At 68.1% G+C, this 13,546-nt stretch carries 8 protein-coding genes; 6 read left to right on the top strand and 2 right to left on the bottom strand.

Features of this window, described 5'->3' with window-relative positions; translation table 11 throughout:
• Window positions 1–74: 74 nt before the first annotated feature.
• Window positions 75–2,699 (bottom strand): transglycosylase domain-containing protein, encoded by a 2,625-nt coding sequence (locus tag IM697_RS01230; protein ID WP_194043845.1) that lies wholly within the window; start codon window positions 2,697–2,699, stop codon window positions 75–77.
• Between the two features lie 352 nt (window positions 2,700–3,051).
• Here IM697_RS01230 and IM697_RS01225 point away from each other — a divergent pair, with 352 nt between their 5' ends.
• The 4 genes from IM697_RS01225 (at window position 3,052) to IM697_RS01210 (ending at window position 6,891) form a co-directional block, all read left to right on the top strand.
• Window positions 3,052–3,735, top strand: coding sequence for a PadR family transcriptional regulator (locus IM697_RS01225; protein ID WP_194043843.1), 684 nt, complete (start codon window positions 3,052–3,054; stop codon window positions 3,733–3,735).
• Window positions 3,736–3,779: 44 nt separating this feature from the next.
• A complete protein-coding gene (locus IM697_RS01220) occupies window positions 3,780–4,862 on the top strand; it encodes an inositol-3-phosphate synthase (RefSeq protein WP_194043841.1) in 1,083 nt (360 codons plus the stop codon).
• A 121-nt stretch (window positions 4,863–4,983) separates the two neighbouring features.
• Window positions 4,984–6,261, top strand: coding sequence for an MFS transporter (locus tag IM697_RS01215; RefSeq protein WP_194043840.1), 1,278 nt, complete (start codon window positions 4,984–4,986; stop codon window positions 6,259–6,261).
• 111 nt (window positions 6,262–6,372) lie between these two features.
• Window positions 6,373–6,891, top strand: coding sequence for an LppU/SCO3897 family protein (locus IM697_RS01210; RefSeq protein WP_194043838.1), 519 nt, complete (start codon window positions 6,373–6,375; stop codon window positions 6,889–6,891).
• A 100-nt stretch (window positions 6,892–6,991) separates the two neighbouring features.
• On the opposite strand, the gene IM697_RS01205 is transcribed toward IM697_RS01210, so the two are convergent.
• The gene (locus tag IM697_RS01205; protein ID WP_194043836.1) at window positions 6,992–8,458 is read right to left on the bottom strand and encodes a CCA tRNA nucleotidyltransferase; all 1,467 of its coding nucleotides are present in this window, start codon (window positions 8,456–8,458) and stop codon (window positions 6,992–6,994) included.
• 269 nt (window positions 8,459–8,727) lie between these two features.
• On the opposite strand from IM697_RS01205, the gene IM697_RS01200 reads away from it, so the two are divergent.
• Together IM697_RS01200 and murJ are read left to right on the top strand one after the other, a co-directional pair.
• Window positions 8,728–11,145 (top strand): DUF6049 family protein, encoded by a 2,418-nt coding sequence (locus IM697_RS01200; RefSeq protein WP_194043834.1) that lies wholly within the window; start codon window positions 8,728–8,730, stop codon window positions 11,143–11,145.
• A 49-nt stretch (window positions 11,146–11,194) separates the two neighbouring features.
• Complete coding sequence (murJ, locus tag IM697_RS01195; protein WP_194043832.1) at window positions 11,195–13,426, top strand: murein biosynthesis integral membrane protein MurJ; 2,232 nt, start codon at window positions 11,195–11,197, stop codon at window positions 13,424–13,426.
• Window positions 13,427–13,546 lie beyond the last annotated feature (120 nt).

Genomic DNA, 13,546 nt, shown 5'->3' with positions numbered 1-13,546 from the left:
AGCACCAAAGGCCGGTGGCCAGCACCCATCCCTTGGGTGCCGACCACCGGCCTTCTCACATCTGACCCTGTCGATCAGCCTGACGGTCCACCGAAGATGCCTCCGTTGCCGTTGGCATTGCCTCCGCCGTTGTCCGTCTCCGTCTCCGTGGGCGTCGGCGACGAGGTCACACCCCCGTCCGTGCCGCCGTTGTCCGAGCCTCCGATGTCATTGCACTGGAAGCCGAAGCATGTCTCGGTCGGCGTAGGCGTCGGCGACGTCAGCGACTCCGAGGGCGTCGGCGTCGGCGTCGGACTCTCATCGGCGGTCTCGGTGGGCGTGGGCACCGCCGTCGGGGTCGGAGTGTCGTTGATGATCTCACCGATGGGCTCGGCTTCCGGGAAGGGCTCGGGGGTGCCATAGCTCTTCATGGCCTCGGCCATGTAGTCCTTCCAGACCTGTGCCGGGATGTCACCACCGTGGATGGAGGGCACGCCACCCGTGCCGTTCATGGACAACAGCTTGCCCTTGCCCGGGTCCGTCCGGAACAGCGTCACGGCCGTGGACAGCTCCCTGGTGTACCCGACAAACCACGCCGACTTGTTCTCGTCGGTCGTACCCGTCTTGCCGGCCACCGGGAACCCGATGTCCGCGACCTTCTTACCGGTGCCGTTCTTGACCACGTTCTCCAGGACGTCCGTCACGTTGTTCGCAACGTCGGCACCCATGGCTTCCTGCTTCTCCGGAACTTCGAACCCCTTGAGCGGCTCACCGTCCTTGATCACCTTGGTGACCGAGTACGGCTCGTAGTGGAGGCCCGAGTTGGCGAAGCTGCCGTACGCGTCGGCCATACGAATGGCGCTGGGGGTGGACGTACCGAGCGAGAAGGACACGTTCTTGATGTTGGCCTTGTCGAAGAAGCTGGACGAGATGCCCATCTTCTTCGCCATCTCCTGGGTCTTGGACAGGCCGACGTCGATGCCCAGCTGAGCGAACGGGCTGTTGATCGACTGCTCCATGGCCTTCCTGAGCGTCACCTCGCCCCAGGCCGTGGTGCCCTCGTTCTTCTGCCGGAACGGCTTTCCGTCATTACCCATGATCGGGTCGCCGTCCTGGTTCTTGATCTCCAGGAGGTCGTTGCCGTTGTACTTGGCCAACGGCGAGAGCGGTTTCCCTTCGGTCTGGTAGGTCCCGTACTCCATCGCGGAGGCCAGCACGATGGGCTTCCAGGTCGAGCCGACCGGCACACCCAGGGTGTTGGCGTTGTTGGAGTAGTGGCCCTTGTCGTAGCCCGCGCCGCCGTACAGCGCGATGATCGCTCCGGTCTTGGGGTCGACCGACGCCCCGCCGAACTGGACGTGCTTGTCCTTCTCCCGCTTCTTGGGGTCGAGGAAGCTCTTCCGCGTCTTCTCGACGGCCTCAGCCAGCTGGTTGACCTTCTCCTTGTCGAAGGTCGTGTAGATCCGGTAGCCGCCCTTCTCCAGATCCTCGGGGGACAGCCCCGCCTTCTTGGCGACGTATTCCTTGGCGATGTCGATCAGATAGCCGGACTGCCCGGACAGGTTCGAGGTCTGCCTCTTGAACGTGGGGAACTCGCCGACCTTGGCACGGGCCTCCGGCGTCATGCGCCCCACCTCGACCATGCGGCCCAGGATCCACGACCAGCGTTCCTTGGCCCGCTTGGTGTTGCTCTCCGGCGTAGCGCCCGCTCCCACACCGCCGTCAGGGTTGTAGAAGTTCGGGCCCTTCAGCACCGCCGCCAGGAAGGCGCACTGAGAGGGGGTGAGCTTCTGGGCGTCCACGCCGAAGTACGCCTGGGCAGCCGCCTGGATGCCGTAGGCGTTTCGACCGTAGTAGGCGGTGTTGAGGTAGCCGGCCAGGATCTCGTCCTTCGACAGCTGCTGGCCGACCTTGATGGAGATGAACAGCTCCTTGAACTTACGCGAGAGCGTCTGTTCCTGGCTCAGGTACGTGTTCTTGACGAACTGCTGGGTGATAGTCGAACCACCCTGCGTCTCGCCACCCCTCGCCATGTTGAGCACAGCTCGCGCGATGCCCGCCGGGTCGATGCCGTTGTCCTCATAGAAGGAGGCGTTCTCGGCGGAGACCACCGCATTCTTTATCTCCCTCGGGATCTCCGCATCGCTCACGAGCTGCCGGTTCGTCTGGCCACCGGTCGCCGCCATCTGCTTGCCGTTGGACCAGTAGAAGACGTTGTTCTGCGCCTTGGCCGTGTCCTGGGCCTTCGGGATGCCCACCATGGCGTATCCGATGCCCGCCGCGGCGACCAGGCCGCCCATGAAGGCGAGGAAGACACCCGTGACGAGCCGCCACGACGGCACCCAGCGCGCCAGGCCGTACTTGCCCGCGCGCGGATAGTCGATGAACCGCTTCCTGTCCGGCGGTGCCCCACGCCCCCTGCCGCGCCCGGGACCGTGCGGACCGCCGGGAGCCGCCCGACGGCCTCCTCTGGCCGGTTCGGCCGCTCTGCGGCGGTTGCCGCCGCTTCTCTGGGCCGCGCGTCGTGCTTCGGCGCGGCCGCCGTAGGGACGTTCCTCGCTCACCGAACCGGCGGAACCCGACCCGTACGAGTCGGAGGGAGATCCGGTGGCGCCTCGCGGTGCCGCTCGGCGGCCGGAGGACAAGCCGGCCTGACCGCGTCGGGCCGCGGCACGTCCGCCTCCCTGCGGCTGCGGCGGTTTGCGACGGTGCTCGCTCATCGAACGACTACTCCTCGGGCAGGCGCACCCCTGGGCGCCTGTCAACGGCGGCTGATTTCCGGTCCCCCCGGAGTACGGATGCGGTCGGTTCCGCATTCACCCGTACTGCACCAAGGATGACGACGCCCCCAGGCGTCACTCGGTTCCCAGTGCTGTTCATGGCGCACAGACTACGCACCGTCAAAGCCCACCTAGCCCCGAACTTCACCCCAAATCAGGCAACTCGCTCCACATGAATCGTTGATGTGACCCCGTTCACCGTTCCCCCACTTGTCGCGTCCGGAAGGCCGTTCTATCGTCGTGATGTATCGAGTCGATACATCAGCGCGACATACGACGAGGAGGCGAGAGGATGAGCCGACGTGCCGGAATCCTCGAGTTCGCCGTACTCGGACTGCTGCGCGAGTCCCCGATGCACGGCTATGAGCTGCGCAAACGACTCAATACATCACTGGGCGTGTTCCGGGCCTTCAGCTACGGCACGCTCTATCCCTGCCTCAAGACGCTGGTCGCCAACGGCTGGTTGATCGAGGAACCGGGGAACACCGCCGAGGACGCGCTCGCCGCACCGCTCGCGGGCCGTCGCGCCAAGATCGTCTACCGGTTGACGGCAGAAGGTAAGGAGCACTTCGAGGAGCTGCTCTCCCAGACCGGGCCCGACGCGTACGAGGACGAGCATTTCGCTGCCCGATTCGCCTTCTTCGGACGCACACCACAGGACGTGCGCATGCGCGTGCTGGAGGGACGCCGCAGCCGGCTGGAGGAGCGCCTGGAGAAGATGCGCGCCTCCCTGGCGCGCACCCGGGAGCGCCTCGACGACTACACGCTCGAGCTTCAGCGCCACGGGATGGAGTCCGTGGAGCGCGAAGTGCGCTGGCTGAACGAGCTGATCGAGAGCGAGCGGGCCGGGCGGGACCTGAAGGGTTCCGCCTCCGGGGGGTCCGACTCGCGGGACACCACATCTGGAGCGCCGGGCGGCCTGCCCCGGCCTGGGGACGCCCCCCGGCCGGATACGCCCGACGACACCGCCACGTGAGCGCCCACTCAGGGCCTCACTCGTACACACAGGGAGCAACCGGAATGGGTTCGGTTCGCGTAGCCGTCGTCGGCGTGGGCAACTGCGCCGCGTCGCTGGTTCAGGGAGTCGAGTACTACAAGGACGCCGACCCGGCGTCCAGGGTCCCCGGCCTGATGCATGTGCAGTTCGGCGACTACCACGTCCGTGACGTCGAGTTCGTCGCCGCCTTCGATGTCGACGCGAAGAAGGTCGGCCTCGACCTCGCGGACGCCATCGGCGCCAGCGAGAACAACACCATCAAGATCTGCGACGTGCCCCGCACCGGTGTGACCGTCCAGCGTGGCCACACCCACGACGGTCTCGGCAAGTACTACCGCGAGACGATCGAGGAGTCCGCCGAGGCCCCGGTCGACGTCGTCCAGGTCCTCAAGGACAAGCAGGTCGACGTCCTCGTCTGCTACCTGCCGGTGGGCTCCGAGGACGCGGCGAAGTTCTACGCCCAGTGCGCCATCGACGCCAAGGTCGCCTTCGTCAACGCCCTGCCGGTCTTCATCGCCGGTACGAAGGAGTGGGCGGACAAGTTCACCGAGGCGGGCGTCCCGATCGTCGGCGACGACATCAAGTCCCAGGTCGGTGCCACCATCACGCACCGCGTCATGGCGAAGCTGTTCGAGGACCGCGGTGTCATCCTCGACCGCACGATGCAGCTCAACGTCGGCGGCAACATGGACTTCAAGAACATGCTCGAGCGCGAGCGCCTGGAGTCCAAGAAGATCTCCAAGACGCAGGCCGTCACCTCCCAGATCCCCGACCGGGAGCTCGGCGAGAAGAACGTCCACATCGGCCCGTCCGACTATGTCGCCTGGCTCGACGACCGCAAGTGGGCCTACGTCCGCCTCGAGGGCCGCGCCTTCGGTGACGTCCCGCTGAACCTGGAGTACAAGCTCGAGGTCTGGGACTCCCCGAACTCCGCCGGCGTCATCATCGACGCCCTGCGCGCCGCGAAGATCGCCAAGGACCGCGGCATCGGCGGCCCGATCCTGTCGGCCTCCAGCTACTTCATGAAGTCGCCGCCGGTCCAGTACTTCGACGACGAGGCCCGCGAGAACGTCGAGAAGTTCATCAAGGGTGAGGTCGAGCGCTAGCGAGACACAGCACTGCGCGCCATAGCACCGCAGCGCCGCACTAGAACGCTCCTGCCAGAGCTGCCGAGGGTCCCCGGGTTGAACCACCCGGGGACCCTCCCCATATGTGAGGCTGTGCCCCATGTCCGTCGTACGCGACCTGCGGGTCCTGCTGCGCTTCCGGTACTTCCGGCGCCTGCTCGTCGTACGCCTGCTCTCGCAGGGAGCCGACGGCGTCTACCAGACCGCGCTCGCCACATACGTCGTCTTCTCGCCGGAAAAACAGACCTCGGCCGCCGCGATCGCCTCCGCGATGGCGGTACTGCTCCTGCCGTACTCCCTGGTGGGCCCCTTCTCCGGTGTCCTGCTGGACCGTTGGCGGCGCCGTCAGGTGCTGCTGTACGGCAGCCTGCTGCGCACTGTGCTGGCCTCGGCCACCGCCGCCCTGATCATCACCCAGGTCCCGGACTGGCTCTTCTACGTCTCCGCCCTGTGCGTCACCGCCGTCAACCGCTTCGTCCTGTCCGGCCTGTCCGCGGCACTGCCCCGAGTGGTCGACGAAGAGCGGCTCGTGATGGCCAACTCCCTTTCCCCGACCGCCGGGACGCTCGCCGCGACCGCGGGTGTCGGCCTGGCCTTCCTCGTACGGCTGGTGATCTGGGACTCCGATGCCGCCGTGGTGCTGCTGGGAGCGGCCCTGTACCTGTGCGCGGGCCTGGCATCACTGCGCATGGCCCGGGAACTGCTCGGACCCGACCGTGAGTTGGTGACGCCGCGGCTCACCACGGCCCTCTCCGGCACCGCACGCGACCTGGTGGCGGGTGTGCGCCATCTCTCGACTCCGCCGCGTCGAGAGGCGGCCTGGGCGCTGTTCTCGATGACGCTGATGCGGTTCTGCTACGGCGCCCTCCTGGTCATGCTGCTGATGCTGTGCCGGTACGCCTTCTCCTCCAACGCCGATGACGGACTCGCCCTGCTGGGGCTGGCGTTGGGCATCTCCGGCGCCGGCTTCTTCGCGGCGGCGCTGGCGACCCCCTGGGCGGCCGCGCGACTCGGTCCCGGCGGCTGGATCGTCGTGTGCGCGGGAGCGGCTGCCGTCCTGGTGTCCGCCCTTGGACTCCCCTTCGCCACAACTCCCACGCTGGTCGCGGCATTCGTGCTGGGCCTGACGACGCAGGGCGCGAAGATCGCGACGGACACGATCGTGCAGTCCTCGGTCGAGGACGGCTTCCGTGGCCGGACCTTCTCCGTCTACGACGTGCTGTTCAACGTCGCCTTCGTCGGGGCCGCCGGCGTGGCCGCTTTGATACTGCCGCCGGACGGGCGTTCAGCGGCCCTCGTGGTCACAGTCGCCGTTATCTACGCGGGAGTTGCGGTGGCTATGGCCCGCTTTGAGTATCGGTCTGTGTCACATCAATGACACAGAGCCACTCCCGGCTGCGGAGTTGCCAGTGGGGCCCGGTAACTTACGTCCGTCTTACATCGCGCCATAGTTCGCGATGACGCATCCATGTTCTAGGGGGACTCCCAAGTGACAACGCCGCCACCCCAGGGCAATCCATTCGCCCAGGGCCAGAACCCGTACGCCCAGGGTCAGCAGCCCTACGGCCAGCCCCAGCAGGGTCAGGCCCCGTACCCGCCTCAGGGCGGCTACCCGCAGCAGCCGGGCCAGCCCGGGTTCCCCCAGCAGGGAGCGCCTTATGCGCCGGTTCCGCCGGAGCCGTCTGGGCGCAAGTGGACCTTCAAGAAGGTCAAGAACATTGTCATGGTGGTGGTCGTGGCCGGCATGGTCATCGGCGGATACATAGCCAGCCGGGACGACGCCGACACGGCCAAGGTCGGCGACTGCATGAGCATCGGTAACCCCAACAGTGCCACCGACCCGGACCTCGAGGTGGTGGACTGCGGCGACTCCAAGGCCGCGTACAAGGTCGCCGACAAGAAGGACGGCACTTCCGGCAGCTGCGACCGCACCAAGTACGCCGAGTACACGCAGAGCGGCGACGGAGACTCCTTCACTCTGTGCCTTGAGAAGTACTCGTCCCAGTAAGTCTCTCCCTACGCCGAGGGGCGATGTTTCACGTGAAACATCGCCCCTCGGCGTATCCCGTGGACATGTTTCACGTGAAACAGCCCGCGAGTCTCGACTCTCAGCCCTGCTCGGCCCACCACTCCTTGAGCGCCGCCACCGCGACGTCATGCTCCATCGGCCCGTTCTCCAGCCGAAGCTCCAGCAGGTGCTTGTACGCGCGGCCGATGACCGGCCCGGGCCCGACGCCGAGGATCTCCATGATCTGGTTCCCGTCGAGATCGGGTCGGATGGCGTCCAGCTCCTCCTGCTCCTGAAGCTGAGCGATCCGGTCCTCCAGGCCGTCGTAGGCCCGGGACAGCGCCGCCGCCTTGCGCTTGTTCCGTGTCGTGCAGTCCGAGCGGGTCAGCTGGTGAAGGCGATCGAGAAGCGGGCCGGCGTCACGGACATAGCGACGGACGGCGGAGTCCGTCCACTCTCCGGTGCCATAGCCGTGGAAGCGCAGGTGGAGTTCGACCAGACGCGAGACGTCCTTCACCAGCTCGTTGGAGTACTTCAGCGCCGTCATGCGCTTCTTCGTCATCTTCGCGCCGACCACCTCGTGGTGGTGGAACGAGACCCGCCCGTCCTTCTCGAAGCGACGCGTGCGCGGCTTGCCGATGTCGTGCAGCAGCGCGGCGAGCCGGAGGGTCAGGTCGGGACCGTTCTCCTCCAGCTCCATCGCCTGTTCCAAGACGATCAGCGTGTGCTCGTAGACGTCCTTGTGACGGTGATGCTCGTCGCTCTCCAGTCGCAGAGCCGGCAGCTCGGGAAGCACATGCCCGGCGAGCCCGGTGTCGACCAGCAGGGTCAGGCCCTTGCGCGGGTGGGCGGAGAGGATCAGCTTGTTCAGCTCGTCCCGGACCCGCTCCGCCGAGACGATCTCGATGCGCCCGGCCATCTCCGTCATGGCCGCCACCACCTCGGGAGCCACCTCGAAGTCGAGCTGCGCCGCGAAACGCGCCGCCCGCATCATGCGCAGCGGGTCGTCCGAGAAGGACGCCTCCGGCGTACCCGGGGTCCGCAGCACACGCGCCGCGAGGTCCTCCAGCCCGCCGTGCGGGTCCACGAACTCCTTCTCCGGCAGCGCGACGGCCATCGCGTTGACCGTGAAGTCACGCCGGACGAGGTCCTCCTCGATCGAGTCGCCGTACGACACCTCGGGCTTGCGCGAGGTCCGGTCGTACGCCTCCGAGCGGTAGGTCGTCACCTCGATCTGAAAGCACCGGTCAGCGTCTCCGACACGGGCGTTCTTCTGGGCGCCGACCGTGCCGAAGGCGATGCCGACGTCCCACACCGCGTCCGCCCACGGGCGCACGATCTTCAGCACGTCCTCGGGACGGGCGTCGGTCGTGAAGTCCAGGTCGTTGCCGAGCCGACCGAGCAGCGCGTCCCGCACCGACCCGCCGACCAGGGCGAGTGAGAACCCGGCTTCCCGGAAGCGGCGGGCAAGGTCATCGGCGACAGGCGCGACCCGCAGCAGCTCGCTCACCGCGCGGTGCTGCACCTGACTCAGGACACTGGACTTGTCTTCGTTGGCGTTCGGCACAACAGAAGAGGGTACGTGGCCCCGGCGGCCGCGAGCGCCTCCATTAAACGTGCACACCGTGGGCACAGTCGCCGCCACCGGGGCGGGTCCGAGGGCCGTCCTTACAACTTGGTGAAGGGCTCCCTTTTATACCCGCACATACAGGACAGGCCGACAACGCGGGCCGATCTTGTGGGGCACTCCGCGGCACTTCCCCTCAGCGCGCATCGTTACCATGCGTGGACGCACATTCCGACGACCACTGACGACGACGAGGGACGGGCGAACGCGTGGCCGAGGCGGCAGACTTCCAGGGGATGAGTCCCTCACCTGCCCGCCGCTGGCTGCGGCGCACCGGAGCACTGCTCGCCGGGGCGCCTCTGCTGGCCGGTCTGCTCCAGCTGCCTGCCGCGGCGCCCTCACAGGCGGCCGGACAGGACTCCCTGAAGGCCGCGTCCGGCTCGGGCACCGTGTCCGTCGCTGTGGACTCGCTCACCCCCACCGTCCCCGGTGAGGGCGACACGCTGACCGTGTCCGGCACGGTGACCAACAAGGGCAAGCAGCCCGTCACCGACGCTCAGGTGGACCTGCGCCTCGGGTCGCGCCTGAACACGCGCTCGGACATCGACACGGTCGGCGGGCGCACCGGATACCAGCCGGGCCTCGACGGATCCCCGGTGGGCGGGAAGTACATCAAGGAGTTCGCCAAGCTCACCCCGGGCGTTTCCCAGAACTTCAGCATCTCGGTGCCGACCGACAAGCTGGACCTCGGCGGGGACGGGGTCTACCAGTTCGCCGTCTCCCTGTCCGGCGAGACATCGGCGCAGCCCTGGACCCAGGTGCTCGGCATCCAGCGGACGTTCCTGCCGTGGCAGCCGGACGGGGCCGACACGAAGACGCGGACGACGGTTCTGTGGCCGCTCATCTCCACGTCCCACATGACGGCGCAGACAGGGTCGGACGAGTCGCAGACGCCGGTCTTCCGTGACGACGATCTCGCCAAGGAGATCTCGCCGGGCGGGCGACTCCAGCAGTTGGTGTCCCTCGGCAAGAGTCTCGACGTCACCTGGGTGATCGACCCCGACCTGCTGGCCTCCGTGGACGCCATGACCGAGAGCTACCGCGTCCAGGGCGAAGGCGACACGACCACCCCGGGCACCTATCAGACGGTCGCCAAGCAGTGGCTGGCCGAGCTCCAGGAGGCGGTACAGGACGGGGAGGTCGTCGCCCTGCCCTTCGCCGACCCCGACCTGGCCTCCCTGGCGCACAACGGCACGAACGTCACCGGCTCCCTGAACCACCTCAAGGAGGCCGCCGACGTCGCCGCCGACACCGTCGACTCGGTGCTCCATGTGGAACCGACCACCGACTTCGCCTGGCCCATGAACGGCGCCATCGACCCGTCCATCGTCAAGGTCGCCACCTCCGCCGGCGCGGACAAGGTGATCGCCCGCAGTGACAGCCTGGTGGAGACGGGCGGCCTGCCCTACACACCGTCCGCCGCCCGCCCCATCGGCGGCGGCACGACGGCGGTGGTCGCGGACGCACGGATGTCGACGGCGTTCCAGGGCAACCTGACCCGGGCTTCGACCTCGACGCTGGCCGTGCAGAGGTTCCTCGCTCTGAGCCTGGCCCTGAACCTCCAGTCGGACAAGGAGCGCAGCATCGTCGTCGCCCCGCAGCGGATGCCGACGCCGAGCCAGGCCCAGGCGCTGGCCGAGGCGGTGACGGCGCTCCAGGGCAGCGCCTGGTCCGAGTCCCAGGAACTCACGGCCGCCGCCACGGCCAAGCCCGACTCAGGCGCCACCACGAAGGTGCCGGCGGCCTCCAAGTACCCGTCCTCGCTGCGCAAGCAGGAGCTGCCGCGATCGGCCTTCGAGCAGATCGCGACCACGCAGGACAAGCTCGACAACTTCAAGGTGATCCTCAGCAACGAGGACCGCGTGGTGACCCCCTTCGGGCGGGCCATCAACCGCGAGATGTCCACGTCGTGGAGAAGCCGCTCAGGGGAGGGGGCCGACTACCGCAACGGAGTCGAGGCGTACATCGACTCCCTGGCCGGCCAGGTCACGCTGATCGACAAGTCCGAGACCAAGCTCTCCGGACGCAGCGCCACAATCCCCGTCACCGTGCAGAACAACCTGGTGCAGGGCGTGGAGCACCTGGTGCTGCGGCTCACCTCATCGAGCCCGAGGCGCCTGGAGATCGGCGGCGATGCCTACGACGAACAGAGCGTCACGGTCTCCGGCGGACACAGCCAGACGGTGAAGTTCCCCACGTCGGCTCAGGCCAACGGCCGGGCCACGGTCAGGGCGCAGCTGTACACCGAGGACGGCCAGCCGTACGGCGCACCCGTCACGTTCGACGTGAAGGTCACCGAGTTCACGGCCACGGTGATGCTGGTCATCGGCGGCGGCTTCCTGCTGCTGGTCCTCGCCGGGTTCCGGATGTACACGCAGCGCAAGCGCGCGGCGGCACATGACGGCGAGGAGGACGGCACCCCGGAGACGGGCGGGACCGACGGTCTTCCGGAGAACCCGGAGAACCCGGAGGACCCCGAGGAACGTCTCACTCCGGAGGACGTACTCAAGGAGGAGTCCCCAGCCGGTACCCGGGCAGGCGCCTCGGAGCAGCCGAGTGACCCTACACCGGACACCGCAGCGGAAAGCGCCGACCCGTCCGGCACGGGTGAGAGAGTGGACCGTTGAGCGAGCGATGTCGTGGCCGGTGGGCCCGGGACGATGAGGTGGGGTAACCATGAACGCGCCGTACGACGGTGACCGCGGCCAGGCCGCGGGCAGCTCGGGGCACCCCGAGGGCCCGCCGTCCGAGCCCGGCCAGGTGCCGCCGCAGCACCCCGCGGACATGTACCTCCAGGACGCCTACGACCAGGACCCCTACCGGGGCCAGGAGCTCTCCGCCCAGGACCCGGTCGCCGAGGCGCTCTACGACCGTGCCGCGCACCCTCCGCCCCCGCCGGGCACCTACCAGCCCCAGCAGCCGCTCTACTCCCAGCCGCCCCAGTCCCCGTACGCCCCCGACCCGCACGTGTGGGCCCAGACCCCGGCGCCCGAGCCGGAGGGGCCGACCCAGTACCTGCCGTACGGTGACGACCCCCGTACGACCCAGTACGTGGGCGTCGACGACCTTGTCTCGCACTCCACCGAGGAGCGTCCGGAGCACGACGCCTTCGCTCATCTCTTCCGGGACCAGCAGCAGGGCGGCCATCCGCAGTACCAGCCGCCGCCCATGGTCCCCGGGCCCTCCCCGGCGCCTGCCGCAGGCCCTACGCCACCCGCGGGACCCGAGGCGACCACGCCGGCACCCGCTCCGGCCCCGGCGCCTGCCGCGAAGAAGGGCGGGCGGGCCGGCGGTCTGCTGAAGTCGAGCGCCGTGATGGCGGCGGGCACGATGGTGTCCCGGCTCACCGGGTTCGTCCGCTCCGCCATGATCGTCTCGGCGCTGGGTCTCGGCCTGCTCGGCGAATCGTTCCAGGTGGCCTATCAGCTGCCGACGATGATCTACATCCTGACCGTCGGCGGCGGGCTCAACTCCGTCTTCGTGCCCCAGCTCGTCCGCTCCATGAAGGAGGACGAGGACGGCGGTGAGGCCTACGCCAACCGGCTGCTGACCCTCGTCATGGTGATCCTCGGTACCCTCACCGCGCTCGCCATGCTCGCCGCCCCACTCCTGGTCCGGGCCCTGTCGACCCCCCTGGCCAACAACCCCGCGGCCAACGAGACCGCTGTCACCTTCACCCGTTACTTCCTGCCCTCGATCTTCTTCATGGGCATCCACGTGGTGATGGGACAGATCCTCAACGCCCGCGGCCGGTTCGGCGCGATGATGTGGACACCGGTCCTGAACAACATCGTCATCATCGTGACGCTGGGCGCGTTCCTGTGGGTCTACGGCACCGCCGAACACTCCGGCATGGAGGTCACCAGCATTCCGGCGGAGGGCGTCCGGCTGCTCGGCGTCGGCGTTCTGCTCGGCCTCGTCGTCCAGGCACTCGCGATGATCCCGTACCTGCGCGAGACCGGGTTCAAGCCGCGGCTCCGCTTCGACTGGAAGGGCCACGGCCTCGGTAAGGCCGCGATGCTGGCCAAGTGGACGATCCTGTTCGTCCTCGCCAACCAGGCGGGCGCCCTCGTCGTGACCCAGCTCGCCACAGCGGCGATCACCGACTCCGGCGTCGCCGGCACCGGCTTCAGCGCCTACGCCAACGCCCAGCTCATCTGGGGCCTCCCGCAGGCCATCATCACCGTCTCTCTGATGGCCGCCCTGCTGCCCCGTATCTCCCGCTCCGCGGCCGAGGACGACGCCGGCGCGGTGCGCGACGACATCTCCCAGGGACTGCGCACCACAGCCGTGGCGATCGTGCCGCTCGCCTTCGGCTTCGTCGCGCTCGGCATCCCGATGTGCACGTTGATGTTCGGATCCTCGGGCACCAGCGAGGCCACGAACATGGGCTTCATGCTGATGGCCTTCGGCCTCGGGCTGATCCCGTACTCCGTGCAGTACGTCGTCCTGCGCGCCTTCTACGCCTACGAGGACACCCGCACCCCCTTCTACAACACCGTCATCGTCGCGGCCGGCAACGCTCTCGCCTCGGCCATCTGCTACCTCGTTCTTCCGGCCCGCTGGGCCGTGGTCGGCATGGCCGCGTCGTACGGACTGGCCTACACGATCGGCGTCAATGTCGCCTGGCGACGGCTGCGCAAGAAGCTGGGCGGGGACCTCGACGGGGCCCGGGTGATGCGGACGTACGCCAGGCTCTGCATCGCCTCGGTGCCCGCGGCACTGCTCAGCGGGGCGGCCTGCTACGGGATCAGCCGGACGCTCGGCCAGGGTGTTCCGGGTTCCCTCGCCGCCTTGCTGGCCGGTGGAGCCGTGCTGCTCGGGGTCTTCTTCGTCGCCGCGCGCCGGATGCGTATCGAGGAGCTGAACTCACTGGTCGGCATGGTTCGCGGACGTCTGGGTCGCTGAGGCGGGGGTAAGCGCACAACCATCGTCCGCCACTGTGTGTCGTGCATAGCGTCGGACTGTGGGCACAATTGGTTTCGGCGTCGGACGGCGCGCACGGGTCGTACGGCGCGCAAAGGATGG

Source organism: Streptomyces ferrugineus (assembly GCF_015160855.1).
GTDB lineage: Bacteria > Actinomycetota > Actinomycetes > Streptomycetales > Streptomycetaceae > Streptomyces > Streptomyces ferrugineus.
This window is presented reverse-complemented; position numbering and strand designations above follow the sequence as displayed.

Bases quoted from the DNA above. Each gene is read 5' to 3' on its own strand.
- IM697_RS01215 (WP_194043840.1), top strand. From the start codon at position 4,984: ATGTCCGTCGTACGCGACCTGCGGGTCCTGCTGCGCTTCCGGTACTTC.
- IM697_RS01230 (WP_194043845.1), bottom strand. From the start codon at position 2,699: ATGAGCGAGCACCGTCGCAAACCGCCGCAGCCGCAGGGAGGCGGACGT.
- murJ (WP_194043832.1), top strand. From the start codon at position 11,195: ATGAACGCGCCGTACGACGGTGACCGCGGCCAGGCCGCGGGCAGCTCG.
- IM697_RS01225 (WP_194043843.1), top strand. From the start codon at position 3,052: ATGAGCCGACGTGCCGGAATCCTCGAGTTCGCCGTACTCGGACTGCTG.
- IM697_RS01220 (WP_194043841.1), top strand. From the start codon at position 3,780: ATGGGTTCGGTTCGCGTAGCCGTCGTCGGCGTGGGCAACTGCGCCGCG.